At 71.3% G+C, this 17,987-nt stretch carries 19 protein-coding genes; 11 read left to right on the forward strand and 8 right to left on the reverse strand.

What is annotated here, in order from left to right:
* Positions 1-107: 107 nt before the first annotated feature.
* Positions 108-1,289, reverse strand: a complete 1,182-nt coding sequence (locus OG472_RS42200; protein ID WP_405943071.1) for a GDSL-type esterase/lipase family protein — start codon at positions 1,287-1,289, stop codon at positions 108-110.
* Complete coding sequence (locus tag OG472_RS42205) at positions 1,286-1,921, reverse strand: TetR/AcrR family transcriptional regulator (protein ID WP_405943072.1); 636 nt, start codon at positions 1,919-1,921, stop codon at positions 1,286-1,288. The genes OG472_RS42200 and OG472_RS42205 overlap by 4 nt, the downstream gene beginning before the upstream one ends.
* A gap of 142 nt (positions 1,922-2,063) precedes the next feature.
* Between OG472_RS42205 and OG472_RS42210 the strand changes: the two genes are divergently transcribed.
* From OG472_RS42210 to OG472_RS42230, 5 genes are all read left to right on the forward strand, one after another.
* Entirely contained in the window at positions 2,064-2,906 is an 843-nt protein-coding gene (locus OG472_RS42210) for a class I SAM-dependent methyltransferase (protein WP_405943073.1), read from the forward strand.
* Positions 2,907-2,926: 20 nt separating this feature from the next.
* A complete protein-coding gene (locus OG472_RS42215; RefSeq protein ID WP_405834596.1) occupies positions 2,927-3,589 on the forward strand; it encodes a nucleoside/nucleotide kinase family protein in 663 nt (220 codons plus the stop codon).
* A gap of 67 nt (positions 3,590-3,656) precedes the next feature.
* Positions 3,657-4,571, forward strand: a complete 915-nt coding sequence (locus OG472_RS42220; protein WP_405943074.1) for an arginase family protein — start codon at positions 3,657-3,659, stop codon at positions 4,569-4,571.
* 78 nt (positions 4,572-4,649) lie between these two features.
* Complete coding sequence (locus OG472_RS42225) at positions 4,650-5,267, forward strand: flavodoxin family protein (RefSeq protein WP_401611570.1); 618 nt, start codon at positions 4,650-4,652, stop codon at positions 5,265-5,267.
* A gap of 114 nt (positions 5,268-5,381) precedes the next feature.
* Positions 5,382-6,683: a hypothetical protein gene (locus OG472_RS42230; protein ID WP_405943075.1), complete on the forward strand. Its 1,302-nt coding sequence runs from the start codon at positions 5,382-5,384 to the stop codon at positions 6,681-6,683.
* A 5-nt stretch (positions 6,684-6,688) separates the two neighbouring features.
* On the opposite strand, the gene OG472_RS42235 is transcribed toward OG472_RS42230, so the two are convergent.
* Complete coding sequence (locus tag OG472_RS42235; protein ID WP_401611564.1) at positions 6,689-7,654, reverse strand: glycosyltransferase family 2 protein; 966 nt, start codon at positions 7,652-7,654, stop codon at positions 6,689-6,691.
* A 156-nt stretch (positions 7,655-7,810) separates the two neighbouring features.
* On the opposite strand from OG472_RS42235, the gene OG472_RS42240 reads away from it, so the two are divergent.
* Positions 7,811-8,347, forward strand: coding sequence for a hypothetical protein (locus OG472_RS42240; RefSeq protein ID WP_401611561.1), 537 nt, complete (start codon positions 7,811-7,813; stop codon positions 8,345-8,347).
* 55 nt (positions 8,348-8,402) lie between these two features.
* On the opposite strand, the gene OG472_RS42245 is transcribed toward OG472_RS42240, so the two are convergent.
* Positions 8,403-9,440 (reverse strand): helix-turn-helix transcriptional regulator, encoded by a 1,038-nt coding sequence (locus OG472_RS42245; RefSeq protein WP_405943076.1) that lies wholly within the window; start codon positions 9,438-9,440, stop codon positions 8,403-8,405.
* Positions 9,441-9,662: 222 nt separating this feature from the next.
* Between OG472_RS42245 and OG472_RS42250 the strand changes: the two genes are divergently transcribed.
* Positions 9,663-10,595, forward strand: coding sequence for a hypothetical protein (locus OG472_RS42250; protein ID WP_405943077.1), 933 nt, complete (start codon positions 9,663-9,665; stop codon positions 10,593-10,595).
* A gap of 85 nt (positions 10,596-10,680) precedes the next feature.
* The gene (locus tag OG472_RS42255) at positions 10,681-11,079 is read left to right on the forward strand and encodes a peptidase inhibitor family I36 protein (RefSeq protein ID WP_401611554.1); all 399 of its coding nucleotides are present in this window, start codon (positions 10,681-10,683) and stop codon (positions 11,077-11,079) included.
* Positions 11,080-11,185: 106 nt separating this feature from the next.
* Here the strand turns inward: OG472_RS42255 and OG472_RS42260 are convergent, their stop codons facing one another.
* From OG472_RS42260 to OG472_RS42270, 3 genes are all read right to left on the reverse strand, one after another.
* Positions 11,186-12,751: an FAD-dependent monooxygenase gene (locus tag OG472_RS42260; protein WP_405943078.1), complete on the reverse strand. Its 1,566-nt coding sequence runs from the start codon at positions 12,749-12,751 to the stop codon at positions 11,186-11,188.
* A 193-nt stretch (positions 12,752-12,944) separates the two neighbouring features.
* Positions 12,945-13,427 (reverse strand): hypothetical protein, encoded by a 483-nt coding sequence (locus tag OG472_RS42265; protein WP_405943079.1) that lies wholly within the window; start codon positions 13,425-13,427, stop codon positions 12,945-12,947.
* 72 nt (positions 13,428-13,499) lie between these two features.
* Positions 13,500-13,994, reverse strand: a complete 495-nt coding sequence (locus tag OG472_RS42270; protein WP_405834609.1) for a winged helix-turn-helix transcriptional regulator — start codon at positions 13,992-13,994, stop codon at positions 13,500-13,502.
* Here OG472_RS42270 and OG472_RS42275 point away from each other — a divergent pair.
* Positions 13,974-14,384 carry a YybH family protein gene (locus OG472_RS42275; protein ID WP_401611544.1) on the forward strand — a complete coding sequence of 137 codons (411 nt, stop codon included), beginning with the start codon at positions 13,974-13,976 and terminating at the stop codon, positions 14,382-14,384. The genes OG472_RS42270 and OG472_RS42275 overlap by 21 nt on opposite strands.
* 70 nt (positions 14,385-14,454) lie before the next feature.
* Here OG472_RS42275 and OG472_RS42280 read toward each other — a convergent pair whose 3' ends face one another.
* On the reverse strand, positions 14,455-15,165 hold the full coding sequence (locus tag OG472_RS42280; protein ID WP_405834612.1) for an intradiol ring-cleavage dioxygenase: 711 nt from the start codon (positions 15,163-15,165) through the stop codon (positions 14,455-14,457).
* Positions 15,166-15,462: 297 nt separating this feature from the next.
* Between OG472_RS42280 and OG472_RS42285 the strand changes: the two genes are divergently transcribed.
* Positions 15,463-16,554 (forward strand): sugar ABC transporter substrate-binding protein, encoded by a 1,092-nt coding sequence (locus OG472_RS42285; protein ID WP_401611539.1) that lies wholly within the window; start codon positions 15,463-15,465, stop codon positions 16,552-16,554.
* A 169-nt stretch (positions 16,555-16,723) separates the two neighbouring features.
* On the forward strand, positions 16,724-17,956 hold the full coding sequence (locus OG472_RS42290) for a cytochrome P450 (protein WP_405943080.1): 1,233 nt from the start codon (positions 16,724-16,726) through the stop codon (positions 17,954-17,956).
* Positions 17,957-17,987: the final 31 nt, after the last annotated feature.

A 17,987-nucleotide genomic window follows, 5' to 3' on the forward strand; every position in this document is an offset into this window, starting at 1 on the left:
GGCAGCCGCAGCGACTGAAAATACCGACAAGTCCCCCGCAGGCCGTCACGGCCGTTCCGGTCCGCCACCCCGGACGGTGGGCCGCCGGCGGCGTTCCTCGGGTCCGGTCACCCGTTGGCGGCGAAGGGGCCGTCGGGGGCGAAGGCCAGTGCGGCGAAGCGCTCGCCCATGCGACGGTGCGTCGCGGCGTCCGGGTGGAGCTGGTCGGGCAGGGGCAGCTCGGCGAAGTCCGCTTCACCGTAGAGGGCCCGGCCGTCCAGGTAGTGCAGGTTCGGGTCCTCGGCCGCGCGCTGGCGCACGATGCGTACGAGTTCGTCCCGGATGACGCTCAGGGTCAGCTTGCCGGCCACCCGTTCCGCGGGGTCGCCCGCGGCCCGGAAGCGGATCCGGCCGGCCTTCAGCTCCTCGAAGTCCGGGGTGCTGGGGCCGGGCGTGTCCTCGTGGATGAGGCAGAGGATGGGCGAGACGACCAGGAGGGGCACGGTGGGGTGGCCTTCGCGGACGGTGTCGAGGAAGCCGTGCACCGCCGGGCCGAAGGCGCGCAGCCGCATCAGGTCGGTGTTGACGAGGTTGATCCCGATCTTGACGCTGATCAGGTCGGCCGGGGTGTCGCGCACCGCGCGTGCGGTGAACGGGTCGAGCAGGGCGCTGCCGCCCAGGCCGAGGTTGGTCAGCTCCGCGCCGCCGAGGAAGCCGGCCACGGCCGGCCAGGTCGCGCTGGGGCTCGCGGCGTCGGAGCCGTGGCTGATCGAGCTGCCGTGGTGGACCCACCGCGGCCGGCCCCGGTCGGGCACGGGTTCGACGGGTGCATCGGTGCGCAGCGCGACCAGCTCGGTCGTCTCGTTGTACGGCAGCCAGATCTCGACGTCCTTGACACGGCCGGGCAGACCGGCGAACCGGACGGTCCCGACCGGGCCGGGCTGCGTCTCGGCGGATCCCGTGGCCATGTCCACCGTCAGCAGGTTGCCGCCGGTCACGCAGGCCTGCCCGGCCAGGTGTCCGTCGACGAGGAGGTCGTAGACGCCGTCGGGGCGGGGCGGGGCGCCCCGGTAGGCCCGCTTGGTGCGCAGCGCGTCCAGCTCGATGACGGTGGCGCGGGTGCGCAGGACCAGGCGTACGCCGGACGGCTGGGCCTCCGCCATGGCCAGTTGGCCGTCGGTGCACTGGGCACGGGCCCGGGCGGGCAGCCGGTGCGGCAGCACGCCGTGTGCCGTCTGCTCCAGGTCGAGGGCGCCGCGCAGGAGGTCGGAGGTGAGGGGTGTGGTGATCCAGTCGGGTGCGGTGCTCATGGTTCCAGCCTGTTGTTCTGAGGGGTCGGACCGGCGGCCTGAGGGGTCGGACCGGCGGCGCCGGTGGGCGCGGGCCAGTTCCGCAGCAGGGCGTCGAGGGCGTCGAGGACCCGTGACCAGGATTCCTGTGCGTCGGGGGCGCTGTGGCTGAAGCTTCCGCCCAGCTCCAGGCTGACGTAGCCGTGGAAGACACTGCCCAGGAGCCGGACGGCATGGGTCTGGTCGGGTTCCGTCAGGTCGTAGCCGCGCAGGATCGCCCGGGTCATCTGTGCGTGCCTGACGCCTGCGCTGGCGGCCGCGTCCTCCGGGCTGAGCCGCAGCTGGGCTGCGGCGTAGCGGCCGGGGTGCTCCCGGGCGTAGTCGCGGTAGACGTTCGCGAACGCGGTCAGGGCGTCCTTGCCGGCCCGCCCCGCGAGCGCCGCGGCCACCCGGTCGGCGAGTTCCTCCAGGGCGAGGAGCGCGATCCGGGTCTTGAGGTCCTGGGAGTTCTTCACGTGCGAGTACAGGCTCGCCACCTTGACGTCGAAGCGCCGGGCGAGGGCCGAGACGGTCACCTGGTCGAAGCCGACCTCGTCGGCGAGTTCCGCCCCTGCCCGGGTCAGCCGTTCCGTGGTCAGCCCTACGCGCACCATGGCCATCCTCCCGTTCGCCTATGGAGATTATGAATCTACCTAAAGCCTTTAGGCAAATGGGTATGACGTGTCTGCGCGAGCGTCGCCCGGCAGCGGCGCTGCCGCGCGCGCCCGCTGGGGGTGTTCGGGGGACAATCGGCCCATGACTGACGCGGGCCTGTCGTCGGACGGCGCGAGCTCCCCGGGCGAGGGGCGCTACGGCGAGCAGGTCTTCCGGCCCGAGGAAGGCGGCGAGGGCGACCGCATCGACCTCGGAGCCCTCACCTACGACGCGACGACGCTCGCCCGGTTGCGTCTGCTGGGAGCGGGCCCGGGCTGGAGCTGCCTGGACGTGGGTGCCGGCACCGGCACGGTGGCGCGCGGCCTGCTGGACGACGCGGGCGTCGCCGCGGTCCTCGCCGTGGACCGCGACGTACGGTTCCTCGCGGCGCACCCCGTGCCGGGACTGACGGTGCTGCAGGCGGACGTCACCGCCGACGACTTCGCCCCGGGCCTCTTCCACCTGGTGCACGCCCGGTTCGTCCTCATGCACCTGCCGTCCCCGCAGCGCATGATCGCCAAGCTGAGCGGGCTGCTCGCACCCGGTGGCGTACTGGTCGTCAGCGACGCGGTCGACCTGACCACCGGGTCGGCGCCCGTCACGCCGTACACCCGCGCCATGCGGGCCATGTGGCAGGGGCTGCACGACAGCATCGGCACCGACGTGTCACGGGTGCCCGGCCACCTCGACCTGCTGCGCGAGGCCGGGCTGGAATCCGTGGCGGCCGAGATCCACGTACCACCGCTCCTGCCGGGCAGCGCGATCAGCAGGTTCTGGGCCGAGACGTGGGGGCGGGCACGGGAAGCCATGGTGGGAACGGGCCTCGTCGACGACGGACAGATCGACGAAGCCGTGCGCTACCTGGATTCCCCCCGGTGCACCGGCCTGTCACCGGGCATGCTCACGGCCTGGGGGTGGAAGGACGGAGCCCCCACGGCTGCGTGATCCTCGGGCAGGATGTGCGGATGCAGGTGCAGACGACCACGGAGCTGGTACGCAGGGCGGCCGGGCTGGCCAGGCCGGCAGGGCCGACGGGAGAGGCCGGGCCGGCCGTACGGGGCAGCCGGCGGATCCTGGGCATCGCCGGGCCACCGGGGGCCGGTAAGTCGACGCTGGCCGCCCGGCTCGCCGAGGCGCTCGGCCCGGAGACGGCCGTGGTGGTCCCGATGGACGGGTTCCACCTCGCCCAGGCCGAGCTGACCCGGGTGGGGCGCGCCGACCGCAAGGGCGCCCCGGACACCTTCGACGTGGCGGGGTACGTCTCCCTGCTGCGCCGCCTGCGCGCGTCCGACGGGGCCACGGTGTACGCACCCGCCTTCGACCGCTCCCTGGAGGAGCCGATCGCGGGCAGCATCCCCGTGGCACCGGCGGTGCCGCTGGTGATCACCGAGGGGAACTACCTGCTGCACGACGCGGGGGAGTGGGCGGAGGTCCGGCCGTTGCTGGACGAGGCCTGGTACCTCGCCCCGGACGAGGACCTGCGCGTCCGGCGCCTGGTCGACCGGCACGTACGCCACGGCAAGGAGCCGGCGTACGCACGCGAGTGGGTGGCCCGCTCGGACGAGGCGAACGCCCGCCTCGTCGCCCCGGGCCGACACCGCGCCGACCTCGTCCTCGACACCGGCTGACGACGACCAACACGAACACGCACGGCTCGGCTCGGCACGGTGTCCCCCCGTGCGGGATCATGGTCCCGTGCGCGAAATCGCGATCATCGAGGCACCGTCCGTCCTCGGGCTACGCCCGTCCGGCGTCCAGCACCTGCCCGCGGCGCTGCTCCACGCAGGTCTGGCGGACCACCCCGGCCTCGTGCACGCCGGCCGGGTCGACGCACCGCCGTACGATCCCCGGCGGGACCCCGGCACCCAGGTCCTCAACCCCGCGGGCATAGCCCGGTACTCCGTCCGGCTGGCCGACGCGGTCGGGACCGTACTCGACGACGACCGCTTCCCCGTCGTCCTCGGCGGCGACTGCACCGTGCTGCTCGGCAACCTCCTCGCCCTGCGCCGCCGGGGCCGCTACGGCCTGCTGTTCCTCGACGGCCACACCGACTTCTACCAGCCCTCGGCGGAGCCGACCGGCGAGGCGGCCTCGATGGAACTCGCCCTGGCCACGGGCCGCGGCCCCCGGCTCCTCGCCGACCTCGAAGGCCGCGGGCCCCTGGTGCGCGACGAGGACGTCGTGGCCTTCGGATTCCGTGACGCCGCGGAGTCCCACGCCGCCGGGATGCAACCGCTGCCGCCCGGGCTCCGTGCGATCGACCTCGACGGCGTGCGCGCGGCGGGCGCCGACGGTGCCGTGCGCGAGGCGATCACCCACCTCACGCACGACGACAGCGCCGGCTACTGGGTCCACCTCGACGTCGACGTCCTGGACGACGCGGTCATGCCCGCCGTCGACTACCGCATCCCCGGTGGGCTGACCTGGCCGGAGCTGGAGAGCGTGCTGCGCACGGCACTGGCCGGCGAACGGGCCGTCGGCCTCGACGTCACGATCTTCAACCCCGGCCTCGACCCCGACGGGACCATCGCGGCCCGCTTCACCACATGCCTGCGCCGGGGACTGTCGGCACGGCTCGGGCCCGGCCACACGGCGGCGGCGCCGGAATAGCCGTTCAGGTCCCGGCTGTTGGAGGTGAAGATCGAATCCATACCCCCCGCTCCCGGGGGTCCGAGAACCGGAGCAGGCATGCCGACCGAGACGCCCCGTGTCACCGACCGCTCGTTCCTCTTCGTCCTCGGCAGCTCCCGCGCGGACGGCAACACCGAGATGCTCGCGCGGGCAGCCGCCGAACAGTTGCCCGCCGAAGTGCCCCGGCGCTGGGTGGACCTGGCCGCGCTGCCGCTGCCCGATTTCGAGGACGGCCGGCACGACAGTCCTTCCCGGACCGTCGACGGGAACGAGGAACTGCTGCGCCGGGCCACCCTGGACGCCACCGACATCGTCATCGCCTCGCCCCTGTACTGGTACTCGCTCTCCGCGCAGACCAAGCGCTACCTCGACTACTGGTCGGGCTGGCTGACGGTGCCCGGCTCGGACTTCAAGCAGCGGATGGCGGGCCGGACCCTGTGGGGGGTCACGGTCATGGCCGATCGCGACGAGGTGGTCGCCGGCGGCCTGGTGGCCGGCCTCAACAACACGGCGGCGTACATGCACATGCGATTCGGCGGGGTGCTGTTCGGCAACGGCTCGCGGCCCGGCCAGGTGAAGAACGACGAACGCGCCATGGTCCGCGCCAAGACGTTCTTCCACGGTGAGGCGCCACTCGCCCGCTTCCCGTTCGAGGAGGAGGCCGCGGGCCGGTAGCACCACGGCCACCGCCGCCGCTCCGCGCGACCCGGATCCGGACGGCCCACTCGATTCCACCCGTTCAGCGCGGTGATCCGACGGAGCCGGCCCGGGCCGGGGGAGTACGTTCGGATGCACCTCCGCGAGGCCTTCGCCAGGCTGATCGTGGATCTCCCTCCGAGCGGGGGCAGGACCGCCGACGAGACGATCGCGGGGCTGGAGATGGTGGAACCGACCCGGCCGGCGGGCCGCGATGGGCGCCACGCCGTGCTGCCGCCGGTCGCCGCATGGCTGATCGCGAACCTCGTCAGCTGGATGGTCGCGAAGGCATCCGTCGCCGGCGATGGATCCGAAGTTGCGTACTGGTCCCCAGGTGGTCGCAGCCGCTGGGACTCCGCGCACTACCTGTCCATCGCCAAGACCGGCTACGAGATGTTCTGGTGCCGGGACCGCTACCCGAACCTCCGCGATGTCATGTGCGGCAACGTTGCCTGGTTTCCCGGGTATCCCATGTCCGTCCGCGCGGTTTCCGCCACCGGGCTCTCCTATGAGATGTCCGCCCTGGTCATCACCGAAGCGTCCCTGCTCGGCATGTTCGCGGTGCTGTGGTGGCTGCTCGGCGCCCGGCTCACCTGGGCCACCGGCCTCACCCTCGCCATCGGTACCGTGTTCCCGGGCGGCATCTACCTCCATGCCCTGTTCCCCATCGCCACCGGAACGTTGGCACTGCTCGTCTCCATCGCCGGAGTGCAGCGCGGCTCCTGGGGGCTCGCGGCGGCCGGCGGATTCGTGGCGACCTCCTGCCATCCCGTCGGCGCCGTCGCCGTCGGCATGCTGCTCTTGAGCGCGTTCTTCGCGTGGCGAGCGGACACGTGGCCGATCCGCATCGCGAAGGCCGGGGCGTCGGCAGCCCTCGCCGCCTGTGGCGTGCTCTGGGCCAAATGGCTGATGTGGCAGGCGACCGGCCACTGGGACGCGTACGAGATCATCCAGGAATCCAGCTACCGGCAAGGAGGCCTGCACCAGCCCTTCGAAGCGATGGGGCAGGCCTACGATTTCCCGTTCAGGCACTGGTACACGCCCAAGGGGCACCTGCCGTGGCTGGTGGAGCACGGTCTCGACGCGCACAAGACGCAGCTCTGGCTGAACCTCGCCTTCGTTCTGCTCGTACTGGGCACGGCTGCCGTTCTGCTCGTCCGCAACCGCCGGCTCGACGTCGCGGAATGGGCTGCCCTGGTCCTGACGGCGGCCATCTTCCTGGTGCCGTTCTTCGCCGGCGCGGAGATGTCGTGGTACCGCAACCATGCGCAGATGTTCGTCGGGCTCGTTCTGGTCCGGCGCATGTCCCGATGGGTTCAGGTGCCGTTGCTGGCCTGCTGCGCGGTCCAGTACGCCCTCTTGGGGGCGATGTTCTTCTCCGGAGTGCTGGTCTGACCGGCCTACCGCTGTTCCTCGTCCGTGTCACGAGCGACGAAGTAGGTGGGCCGGGCCTGGACGGCCGTGTAGATGCGGGCCACGTACTCGCCGAGCATGCCCACGCAGAAGAGCTGGACGGCGCCGAAGAACAGGACCGTGATGATCAGGGAGGTCCAGCCGGGGAGGGTGTTTCCCGTGGCGTGGACGACCAGGGTCCAGGTGAGGAAGGCGAGGCAGACGACGAGACTGAAGGCGCCGAGCGCCGTGGCCAGACGCAGCGGGACCGCCGAGAAGCTGGTGACGCTGTCCAGTGCCAGGAGGATCATCTTGTGCAGGGGATATTTGGTGGTGCCCGCCACCCGCTCTCCGCGCTGGTAGGTGATCTGGCCACCGGGGAAACCGAGCCAGGGAATGAGCAGGCGATAGATCTGCTGCTGCTCGGGCAGGGTTTTGAGGGTCTCCACCACCGGGCGGGACAGCAGGCGGAAGTCGCCGGCCTGAGCGGGTACGTAGGAGCCGGCCAGGCGGCGCATGAGCCAGTAGTAGGCAGCGGCCGTCCGGCGTTTGAAGCCGCTGTCGGTGGAGCGGTCCATACGGATGCCGTAGACGACGTCCAGGCCGTCCGCCCGGGCCAGGGCGAGCATGTCCGGGATGACTTCCGGCGGGTCCTGGAGGTCTGCGTCCATGCTGATCACATAGGCACCGCGGGCGCGGTGCAATCCGGCCGTGAGGGCGGCCTGGTGGCCGCTGTTCCGCCGCAGCGTCACGATGCGGAGCTGGGGCCAGACATTGCGCAGATCCTCCAGCAGATGGGGAGTCTTGTCGGTCGAGCCGTCATCGACGGCGAGGACCTCGTACGGTTCCTCGCATCCGTCCAGGACGGGCCGGAGCCGCGCCGCCAGAACAGGCAGGGCCTCCTCCTCGTCGAAGACGGGAACCACGATCGAGAGACAGACCGGGCCCCTGTGTGGGTCATGCACAGCACTCATGATGCGCGAAGCCCCTGGACCCGGCATTTTGAGAGACGGAGCGCTGCCGTGCCGTCGGCGTGGGTTCGGGCAAGGCACCCGGCGTCCGCTGTTAGGGTGACGTGTGCTCGTCAAGACGGGCTGTTTTCGGTCACTGATATTTCAACGGGGTTGAACGTGAAGCTTCGCCATGTCCGCGCGATCGCCGTATTCGGCATCGCCATCGTCGCACTCACCGGAGCCCGTGGCTCCCACGGCGCCAGCTGCGGAGGCAGCAGCCACAGCTCGAGCTCCAGCAGCTCCAGCGGGGGCACCAGCGGCGGTGGCAGCGACAGCAGCAGCACCAGCGGCAGCAGCACCTCAGGCAGCAGCACCTCCGGCGGTACCTCCGTCACCGGCGGTTCCAGCAGCAAGAACAAGGCCGAGCGCGACATCCGGATCGACAGCTGCAAGCTGGACGACTCGGGCAAGAACCTGGTCGCCCGGCTCACCGTAACCAACACCGGTTCGGTGGACTACACCTACAACATCACCATGAAGTTCAGCGGGGACGCCACCTCGACCGCGACTTCCGCCCAGGCCAGGGTGAGCGCACTCACCGTCAAGGCGGGTGCGTCCGCACAGGCCGAGGCCAAGACGGCGTACACCGGGAAGGGCGACGGCAGCGAGTACAAGAAGTGCTCCGTCGACAGCGCGACGAAGAGCGCCCTCTGACGCACCGCCCGGCCCCCGTCGGTACGACACCGGCGGGGGCCGGGCCGTACCCGCGTCAGCCGAGCCGGCCGCGGGTTCCCATGGCGCGACCGGTCTCGACGTCGGGCTGGTAGTGACTGAAGTAGAGGAGCCGCAGGAGTCTGCCGCGGCTGTTCACCCCGGTCTTGTCGAAGACCTTCTTGAGGTGATCCCTGACGGTGTGCGGGGAGATGCCGAGCCGCCCTGCGATCTCCGTGTGGGACATGCCGTAGACGACGAGCCGCGCGACGTCCTGTTCGCGTGCGGTGAGGTCGTACGCGTCCATCAGGATCCCGATCGTCTGCTCGGGCCGGCCCGCCTGGATGATGACCGCGACACGTCCTTCCGCGTCCATGCGGGTGGCGGTGAGCGATATCCGCCGGCCGGCCGCGCCCCGTACGTGCACGCACGCGTCGCCCGACGTACGGGCCCGGCTGGACAGGTGCAGGACCGGCTGCGGAAGCCGGCCCGCCCGGGCCGGGGCGGCGCCCAGCTGGTCGAGCCACAGATGACCGGCAGGGGTGACCGAGGCGATCCCGCCGTCGGGCTCGAAGGTCAGCAGGCCCGGAGCGGCGAGGTGTTCCGCGGTGGCGGCGGCACCGGCGGTGGCGGCGTCGTGGCGCAGGTACGCGCGGCGCAGCCCCTGGGCGATGACCGGTGCGAGCGAGGACAGGGCCGCGGTCTCCTCGTCGGTGAAGGGAGCCCGGTCGGCGCCGCGGTGCAGCACCAGGGCGCCCCACACCGTGGGGCGACTGCGCAGGAGCACGCGCATCTCGTCGCCCATTCCGGTCGGACGGTAGACGTCGCGGTATCGGGTGCTGAGGTGCGGGCTGTGGCGCGTGGTCTGCCAGAGGCCGGCTGCGAGCCGGCCGGACCTGACCAGGTCGGGGAAGTGGTTGACGTCCTCTTCCCCGTACTCGATCTCCAGGAGCCGGGGCAGATGGCTGTGCGGTACGCCCCTTTCGTGGAAGCCGCCGGTGTGCAGGAGCGTGGTCGGATCCAGCGTCAGCCCGCACACCCCGTCGGCTTCCACGACCGCGGGAATGATGTCGTTCAAACGGCTGAACAAGGTCATCGGATCCGGCAGTTCCCGGCACAGCGTCTCGATCCGCCTGTGGGCCCGGCGCAACTCGGCGCCGCTGGGTAAGCCTGCGTTCGATCGGGTCACGCGGGTCTGTTACCGCGTTGCGGCGCCCGGCGAAACCCCCACTTCTTGGGATCGAACATCACCGGACGGCCGGGCAGGCTTCGTTCTGCGCCACACCAGGTGGCGAAGCGGGCGGCGGTGGGGGATGGCATGTCTGGAAACCGGCCTGCGCGCTGGAGATCGAGGTGCCTGCCGGCCGCCGCTCTTGCGGCGGCGACAGCGGCGGTCACCATCGGCGGCCTCGGCTGCACGGCTGCCGGCAGCACCCCTGCCGATGGGCCACCGGGGGAGCCGACCGCCGCGCACTGGGAAACGCTGGAGCACGCGGAGGCGCTGCTCATCGGTCCCTGCATGAAGGGCAAGGGGTTCCGGTACACCGCCGTCCCGCCCGCCGAACAGCCGCCCCGCCAGCCGGACTTTCCGTACGGGATCGACGACACGGAGTTCGCCCGCACGCACGGCTTCGGCACGGACCTGGACCGGGAGCTGCTGAGCCGCGCCGAGAAGGACCCGAACCGGGTCTACTTCCAAGGGCTGGACGCGTCACAGAGGGCCGCCTACTCCCTGGCGTTGACGGGCACCGAGCGGCAGCGGATCACGGTGACACTGCCCAGTGGGTTCCGGCTGGCCACGAATGACAGCGGGTGCCTGGCCGAAGCGCGCCGGCGGCTGTACGGGGACTACCCGGCCTGGTTCAAAGCCGCGCGGACCGTCGAGAACCTCAAGACCGTCTACCAGTCCCGGGCCCTCGAGGACCCGGCCTACGCGGCGGCGGTGAAGGACTGGTCCGCGTGCATGGCCGGCCACGACTGGACGGTCAAGGACCCGCAGGAACTGCGGGTCAAAGCCTCGGCCGCGGCGCGCGACGTCCCGACCGAGAACGAGCTGGCGCGCGAACGCGCGGCCGCGGAAGCCGAGGCGGCATGCGTCCGTACCACCGGTCTGGTGACCACGGCCACGCGTGTGGAACAGCGGTACCGCACACAGCTCGAGCAGACGCACAGGGATGCGATCCGCACCCGTGACCGGCTCGCCGCAGCAGCGCTGCCGCGCGCCCGGCAGCTGGTCGACGACGCCCGCTGAACCGCCCACCCCAGCTCCGCACCCGGCACCGGGCGCGGTGAACCAGAAGCAGAAGCACGTCACACGAACAAGAAGGGCAGCACCCATGCGATCCAAGATCGTCGGCTTACTCTTCGCCCTGGTCGCCACACTGGGCCTCGGGCTGATGACCGCGGCCCCGGCCACGGCGGGCACGGGAGCCTGCGCGAGCGGGAACTTCTGCGCGTGGTACTACAGCAACTACGAAGGCCCGAGCGCCTCGTGGTCCGGCAACGACCCCAACTGGTCGGACAACTACCTGTCCAACGGTGCGAACATCGACAACGACGACCAGTCGTGGCGCAACAACGGTACGGCGTGCGCGGGTTGCGACCATGTCCGCATCTACGACGGCTACAACTACTCCGGCCAGATCGCCTGCCTGCACTTCGGGGACGAGGGCTGGTACCCCAACGCCAACCCTGCCGACCGGGGCTCGTCCCACCGCTGGGGCGGTGAGTGCTGACGGGCTCTGCCCGAGCGCCCCGCTGATCCGAGCGGAGCACGTGGCTGTGTCCGCCCTTGCGTGAGTCTTCACGCAAGGGCGGACACAGCCCACGTCGCCCGGGCTGTCAGAGGGGTGCGGAGCCGGTGACGGTCGCGAGGGCGCGGACGAGGGCGTCGCCCGGTGGACGGTCGCGCCAGCGGGCGCTGACGTGGCCGTCGGGTCGGATCAGCAGTGCTCCCCCGGGGGAGACGCCGCAGAGTCCGGCGTGCTCGTCGGCAAGGGTCTCGACGCGCAGCGGCCATGGGGCGGAGGTCCGCTGCTCCCAGCGGGTGGGGTCGGGGGTGAGCAGGGTGAACCATTCGCCGAAGGCGTCGAGCGTCGAGCGGTCGCGTCCGAGCCAGAGGTGAGGCATGCGGTGGCCCGGTTCCGCGGTGGGGACGTAGTCCGTGCCCACGTCGGACGGCTCGGGCGGGGGAGCGCCGTCGGTGAGGACGGCAGCGGAGCGGTAGGTGACGCCGAGTACGAGCCCGAGCTGGGCGAAGTACCGTCCCGACCAGGGAAGTTCTACGCGCGCTGGTGCTGCTTCGCCGGTCTGTAGCTGCTGTTGCCGCAGGCTTTGTGCCTGGAACATGAGGTGGGTGTTGGCGACTGCCTGGCGGAGGGTCAGATGGGCGACGGGCTGTCGTTCCGTCGCGTAGGTGTCCAACAGGCCCGGTCCGGCCCACCCGCGGAGAACTCCCGCCAGTTTCCAGCACAGATTGTGCACGTCGGAGATGCCCGTGTTCATACCCAGGCCGCCGATGATGGGGAGCGCGTGCGCGGCATCCCCGGCCAGCAGGATCCGGCCGTCCCCGAAGCGCTCGGCGACGAAGGCGTTCATCACCCAGTGCTGGACCCGCAGCACGTCGGCCCGCACGGCGGCGCCGGGGCCGAGGGCGCGCGAGACGAGATCGGCCCAGTCGGCGCGGTCCGGGTCCTCGGGCGTGGGAGCGAGCCAGGCCCAGCCCCCTTCGGGGTAGAGCGGGAGGAACGATCCATGGGCGGTGAAGTAGACCCCGGCCGGCTGGTCGGCGCACCAGGTGTTGAGGTCGGCGTCGAACACGACGGTGGTGACGGCCGCCATCGCGCCGGGGCCGGTCGTGTCGATGCCCAGCCGCTCACGGACGGTGGAGTTCGTCCCGTCGGCGGCGAGTACGTAGCGGGCACGGACGCGCATCCCCCCACCGTGCTGGTGGTCGACGAGACGGGCCACGACGCTCTCGGGTCCCTCGGCCAGGTCGAGGAGCTCGACCCCGAACCGCACGGGTGCGTCCGCCGCGGCGAGCAGGGTGGGTTCCAACCGGTCCTGCGAGGTCGCCACGCCGATCACGGGGCTCTCGGGGATCGGCGCGTTCACCCCGACCATCGCCGCGGTGGCGAAGTCACTGTCGTGCAGCGTGTCGCGGAAACGGATGCGGCCGAACTCCCGTGGGAAGGCATTGCCCGTGATCTCGGCAGCGATGCCCAGCTGGCGGAAGATCTCCATCGAGCGCGTGTTGACCAGCCGGGACCGGGGGAAAGGCGACAGCTCGGGATGCTTCTCGACCAGCAGGGTCCGCACGCCCCAGCGTTCGAGCAGCGCGCGGGCGGTGAGCCCGACCGGCCCGCCGCCGACGATCAGTACTTCCACCTCGGTGTCCGCCGTGGGCATGCCACCATCCTCCTGCTCACCCCCGGGTCTGCCGGGCGTCGCCGGTGAAGTGACGGCGGTGACCAGACCGCCGGCGGCGAGGGGCCGGGGTGATGCGCCCGACTCTAGCGAGGAGATCCGCCGGACGACCGCAGGTGATGCGACGCCACGCCACGTCACACCACGTGCGGAACGGGCCCGTGCCCCGTCCGGGTCAGACGCGCCACCAGAAGCCCGGCACGGTCGCCATCGCCACCATCAGGAGGGCACCGGACCCGGTCATGACGGCCGCGGGCACCGGCCTGCGGCGCGGGTCCGCGAAGGCGGCCAGCCACATCAGGGGCACCGAGAGGAAGAAGACGCCCAGCCCGCCCAGGGATCCTGCGTACGACCACATCATGAGTACGAGCCCGCCGATCGCCGAGGCCCGTACGAACGCCGCGCGGCGGTGGTGCAGGAACAGCGGCCGCGCCACCAGTGCGGCCGTGACGGCGAAGAGCACGGCGTGGCCGACGCCCTCCGTGTAGGTGGCGAACACGAACGCCGGCGGCACGGGGGCGAGCAGGGCGCACACGGCGAGCCCGAACTGCCACGGGTGAACCCAGTCGCGGGCCCCGTCACGGGTGCCACCGCGAGCGCCGGGGCAAGCAGCTCCGCCGGGCGTGGTGCTTCTGCCGCTCGTCGCGATGGCTCTCACAGCGTCCCCCCTCATGGCATCCCCCGGGCATCCCTCATGGCGTCATGGCCGCAAGACTTCGGTTGAACGCGTTCAGGCTACTGGACCGCCGACCTTCCCTGATCCCTGCCCCATCTCCGCGGCTCCTGCCTCCGCCCCTCCTGCCTCCGCCAGCTCCACCCCGGTCCGGTACAGCTCGACCAGCAGGGGCCGCAGGGCCGCGCCCGCCGTCGTCAGGCCGTAGCGCGTGCGTACGGGGAAGCCCGCCAGCCTCTCCCGGACGGCGAGGCCCCGCCCCTCCAGCGTCCGCAGCCGCTCGGTGAGCACCTTCGGGCTGATGTCGGGCAGCCGGGCCGATAGCTCCCCGAACGACAGCGGCCCGCCCATCAGTTCCCGCAGCACGAGCGTGGTCCAGCGGCCGGACACCGCCGCGAGCGCCAGCTCCACCGGGCAGTCCGGCTCCGGTCGCCGGGTCCGGCCGCCGGCGTCCGGGACCAGCTCGGCGTCCCATCGGACGGCGTGGCTTTCCGTTTGGTGACCCATTCCGGCCCCGGCTTTGCTGTGGTCATGAGCTTCGAACGCGATCATGCGCCCACTGTCGTCCTGACCACCGATCCCCGGCAACATCCGGCCGTATTCGCCGCGGCCTTCAACACCGGTGACCCGGCGGCTGTGGCCCAGGTGTACGAACCGGACGCCGTCTTCGTCCCACGGCCCGGAACCCCGCTGACGGGCACCGCGCTGGCCTCCGCCACGGCCGAGTTCCTCGCGCTGGGGCTGCCGATCGACGTCAGCCCCCGCCATGCGTACACCGCGGGGGACCTCGCGCTGCTCGTCGTCGACTGGCGCATCGAGGGCACCGGCCCCGACGGCGCGGCCGTCCGGCTGGCCGGAACCGCCACGGACGTCGCCCGGCGCGGCCCGGACGGTCTGTGGCGCTACGTCATCGACAACCCGTTCGGCACCTCGCCCGCCTGACGGGCAAGGGCGCGCCCCGGACCGCAGACCGGTTACGCCTGTGAAGGGCGGCGGGTGCCGGGCGGCCGGCTCAGGCGATTCCCACGGTGTACGCGGCACGGTAGCCGTCGCCGTCGGGCGAGGCGGCCAGCGTCATGGTGGCGCCGGCTGCCCTGTATCGGCTGTCCCGCTGGTTGGGGTGCTCCGGTGCGCGGCGGCGGGCGTAGGGCTGGCGCGCGTACACCTTCAGCAGGAGGTCCTCGGGGAAGAAGAACTGGGAGGTCGTCTCGGTCCGTGCGTCGGGGTGGACCTTGAAGTGGATGTGCGGTGCCAGCCCCGCGTACCAGCCGGGCACGATCGTCCGGAACACGCATCGGCCGGCGTCGTCGGTGACCTGAGTGCCGCGCAGGAAGGTGGCCTTGCCGGTGGAGTAGGCGCCCGAGGCATCGGCGTGCCACACGTCCACGGTGGCGGCCGGGAGCGGCCGGCAGCCGGCCGACACCCGGACCACCGTCAGGTCCAGCCGGAACGGCACGCCGCCCAGGCCTTCGGTGATGTCCGACCGCACCCGGTCCAGGTCCACGTAGTACGGACCCGCGCCCGCCTCGGTACTGAGCACACAGGCAGGGGTGGGGGTACCGCTGGCTTTCGGCGGCCGGGGGGCCGAGGCCGACGGCTGCCCTGCGGCGCCGCGGGTCCCGGCAGGGCCGGAGCAGGCCGCGGCCAGCGCGGCGGCCCCGGCCGTTCCGGCGGCCCGTAGAACAGCACGGCGGCTGGTCCGGTGGGTGTCGTTCTCGGCCATGCGTCAACCGTGCCGGACGGCACGGTCGACGGTCGGTACCGACACACCGGGGACCCGCGGCCCACGCACCTCCACGTCCCGGCCCGGACCTGCCGCAATGTCTCTTCACAAGTTGATGTGACGTCAGGAAATCAGAGCGCCGGCAGGGGATAAAAGGCAGGCATGGGCGATTTGCTGCTACACCACGACAACGTTGCCAGGTCGTTAACACTTCACTTCTTGACGGCAGTAGTGGGGACAAGTTGACTGCCCCCACCTCGGCCGTACGGACACGGCCCCGTCAGGGAGGTTCACTTCGTGAACGCGAATCTGGGTCGTGCCGCCGTTGGACTGGCTGTTTCGGCGCTCACTGTCACGCTCGCCGCTTGCGGTGGCGCGGAAGAGGTCGACAGCGGGAGTGATGGTGCGGTCAAGGTCGGCCTCCTGCTCCCCGAGAACGAGACGGCACGCTACGAGAAGTTCGACAAGCCGCTGATGGAGAAGAAGGTCGCCCTCCTCACGCTCGGCAAGGGGAAAGTGGTCTACGACAACGCCATGGGGGACGCGGCGAAGCAGAACTCCCAGGTGGACGCGATGATCGCAAAAAAGGTCGACGTCCTGATCATTGACGCGGTGGACTCCAAGGCGATCGCCGGGGCCGTGACGAAGGCCAAGGGCGCGGGCATTGCGGTCGTCGCCTACGACCGCCTGGCGGAGGGCCCGATCGACGCGTACACCTCCTTCGACAACGAAGACGTCGGCCGCGTCCAGGGCAAGGCGCTGCTGGAGGCCCTGGGCGACAAGGCCAGGAGCGGGAAGATCGTCATGATGAACGGCGCGGTCACCGACCCGAACGCCGCACAGTTCAGAACCGGTGCCAGATCCGTCCTCGAAGGCAAGGTCAACGTCGGCAAGGAGTACGACACCGTCGAGTGGAAGCCGGAGAACGCCAACAGCAACATGGCGGCCGCGCTCTCCGCGCTCGGCAAGGACAAGGTCGTCGGTGTCTACTCGGCCAATGACGGCATGGCCGGCGGCATCATCTCCGCACTCAAGGCCGCAGGCGTGAACCCGCTGCCCCCGGTCACCGGCCAGGACGCGGAACTCGCCGGCGTGCAGCGCATCGTGTCGGGCGACCAGTACATGACCGTCTACAAGCCGTACGCCCGCGAGGCCGAGGCCGCTGCGGAGCTCGCCGTCAAGCTCGCCCAGGGCGAGAAGATCGACGGAATCATCAACCAGGTGGTCAGCAGCCCGACCAGCAAGCGAGTGCCGTCGGTGCTCATTCCCGGCACCTCCGTGACCAGGGACAACATCAGGACCACCGTGGTCCTCGACGGTGTCTTCACCGTCGAGGAGATCTGCGTCGACAGGGTCAGGGCCGCGTGCGAAGAGATAGGCCTGAAGTAGCGGACGGCGGACCCGGCACGTCCGAGCGGCATCCGCGGGGGCGTGCCAACCGTGCTTCCCGCAGGGGCCGCGGCGGACGCCCACCGGCATGGCTGGAAACCGGCATTCAGGGAGACTTGGGCGTATATCATCGCGCTCCACGAGAAGGCGACGTACTTCTGGAGGCATGATGAGCGAGCGGCCGGTCCTTCTGCCCTACGCCGATCCGGCCTTCGTCTCGGACCCCTTCCCGCTGTACCGGCAACTGCGCGAGGACGGCCCCGTACGCCGCGTCGTCATCGCGGGAGGCCTGGAGGCCTGGCTCGTCACCCGCTACGACGACGGACTCGCAGCCCTCTCCGAGCCCCGCCTCAGCAGCGACGTACGCGACGCCTCGGACACCCGGCTCCTGCAGCAGCTGCCCGAAACGGAGCGCGAGTCGATGCTGAGCAACATGCTCCGCAGCGACCCGCCCGACCACACCCGCCTGCGCCGCCTGGTCTCCAAGGCGTTCACCGCCCGCAGGGTGGCGGGGATGCGGCCCCGGATCCAGGCCATCGCCGACCGGCTGCTGGACGAGGTCCTCCCGTCCGGCCGCGCCGATCTCGTGGCGGACTTCGCGCTGCCGCTCCCGGTCACGGTGATCAGCGAACTGCTCGGAGTGCCGGTGGACGACCGTCACGACTTCCAGCGCTGGACCGACCGCATGATCATGCGCGGTGCGGAGCCGCCGGACCCCGCCGTGGTGAACGAGGCGTGGCAGCACATGCGCGCCTACGTGACCGAGCTCATCCGGGCCAAACGGGCCGCCCCGGGCGACGACCTCCTCAGCGGCCTCATCACCGCCCGGGACCAGGAACAGCAGCTGACCGAGGACGAGCTGATCGCCATGGTGTTCCTGCTGCTGGTCGCCGGCTACATCACCACGGTCAACCTGATCGGCGGCGGCATCGCCATGCTGCTGGCCCACCCCGACCAGCTCGACCGGCTGCGCTCCGAACCCGAGCTGCTGCCGGGCGCGATCGAGGAGTTCCTCCGCTACGACGGACCGGTCAGCCCCGGCATCGCACGGTTCGCGCGCGAAGACGTCGAGATCGCGGGCGTGACCATCCCGCGCGGCGCGACCGTGGTGATCGCCTCAGCCATCGCCGACCGCGACCCCGCACGCTTCGCCGACCCCGACCACCTGGACATCACCCGGAAGGACAACGCCCACCTCGCCTTCGGGCACGGCATCCACTACTGCCTGGGTGCGCCGCTGGCCCGCCTGGAGGGGCAGATCGCCATCGGCACCGCCCTGCACCGGCTCCCCGGACTCACCCTCGCGGTGGCGCCCGACGAGATCCGCTGGCGCCCCGGGGGCCTGCGCGGCCCCCAAACCCTGCCGGTGACCTTCACCCCCGGTGGCTCCGCGGCGGGCTGAGGCGGGCCGCCGCGGACCGGCCCGCTCGGCG

Source organism: Streptomyces sp. NBC_00207 (assembly GCF_045160965.1).
Taxonomy (GTDB): domain Bacteria; phylum Actinomycetota; class Actinomycetes; order Streptomycetales; family Streptomycetaceae; genus Streptomyces.

Bases quoted from the DNA above. Each gene is read 5' to 3' on its own strand.
- OG472_RS42290 (WP_405943080.1), top strand. From the start codon at position 16,724: ATGAGCGAGCGGCCGGTCCTTCTGCCCTACGCCGATCCGGCCTTCGTC.
- OG472_RS42245 (WP_405943076.1), bottom strand. From the start codon at position 9,440: ATGACCTTGTTCAGCCGTTTGAACGACATCATTCCCGCGGTCGTGGAA.
- OG472_RS42215 (WP_405834596.1), top strand. From the start codon at position 2,927: ATGCAGGTGCAGACGACCACGGAGCTGGTACGCAGGGCGGCCGGGCTG.
- OG472_RS42260 (WP_405943078.1), bottom strand. From the start codon at position 12,751: ATGCCCACGGCGGACACCGAGGTGGAAGTACTGATCGTCGGCGGCGGG.
- OG472_RS42275 (WP_401611544.1), top strand. From the start codon at position 13,974: ATGAGCTTCGAACGCGATCATGCGCCCACTGTCGTCCTGACCACCGAT.
- OG472_RS42270 (WP_405834609.1), bottom strand. From the start codon at position 13,994: ATGATCGCGTTCGAAGCTCATGACCACAGCAAAGCCGGGGCCGGAATG.
- OG472_RS42280 (WP_405834612.1), bottom strand. From the start codon at position 15,165: ATGGCCGAGAACGACACCCACCGGACCAGCCGCCGTGCTGTTCTACGG.
- OG472_RS42210 (WP_405943073.1), top strand. From the start codon at position 2,064: ATGACTGACGCGGGCCTGTCGTCGGACGGCGCGAGCTCCCCGGGCGAG.
- OG472_RS42255 (WP_401611554.1), top strand. From the start codon at position 10,681: ATGCGATCCAAGATCGTCGGCTTACTCTTCGCCCTGGTCGCCACACTG.
- OG472_RS42250 (WP_405943077.1), top strand. From the start codon at position 9,663: ATGTCTGGAAACCGGCCTGCGCGCTGGAGATCGAGGTGCCTGCCGGCC.
- OG472_RS42235 (WP_401611564.1), bottom strand. From the start codon at position 7,654: ATGAGTGCTGTGCATGACCCACACAGGGGCCCGGTCTGTCTCTCGATC.
- OG472_RS42230 (WP_405943075.1), top strand. From the start codon at position 5,382: ATGCACCTCCGCGAGGCCTTCGCCAGGCTGATCGTGGATCTCCCTCCG.
- OG472_RS42225 (WP_401611570.1), top strand. From the start codon at position 4,650: ATGCCGACCGAGACGCCCCGTGTCACCGACCGCTCGTTCCTCTTCGTC.
- OG472_RS42205 (WP_405943072.1), bottom strand. From the start codon at position 1,921: ATGGTGCGCGTAGGGCTGACCACGGAACGGCTGACCCGGGCAGGGGCG.
- OG472_RS42200 (WP_405943071.1), bottom strand. From the start codon at position 1,289: ATGAGCACCGCACCCGACTGGATCACCACACCCCTCACCTCCGACCTC.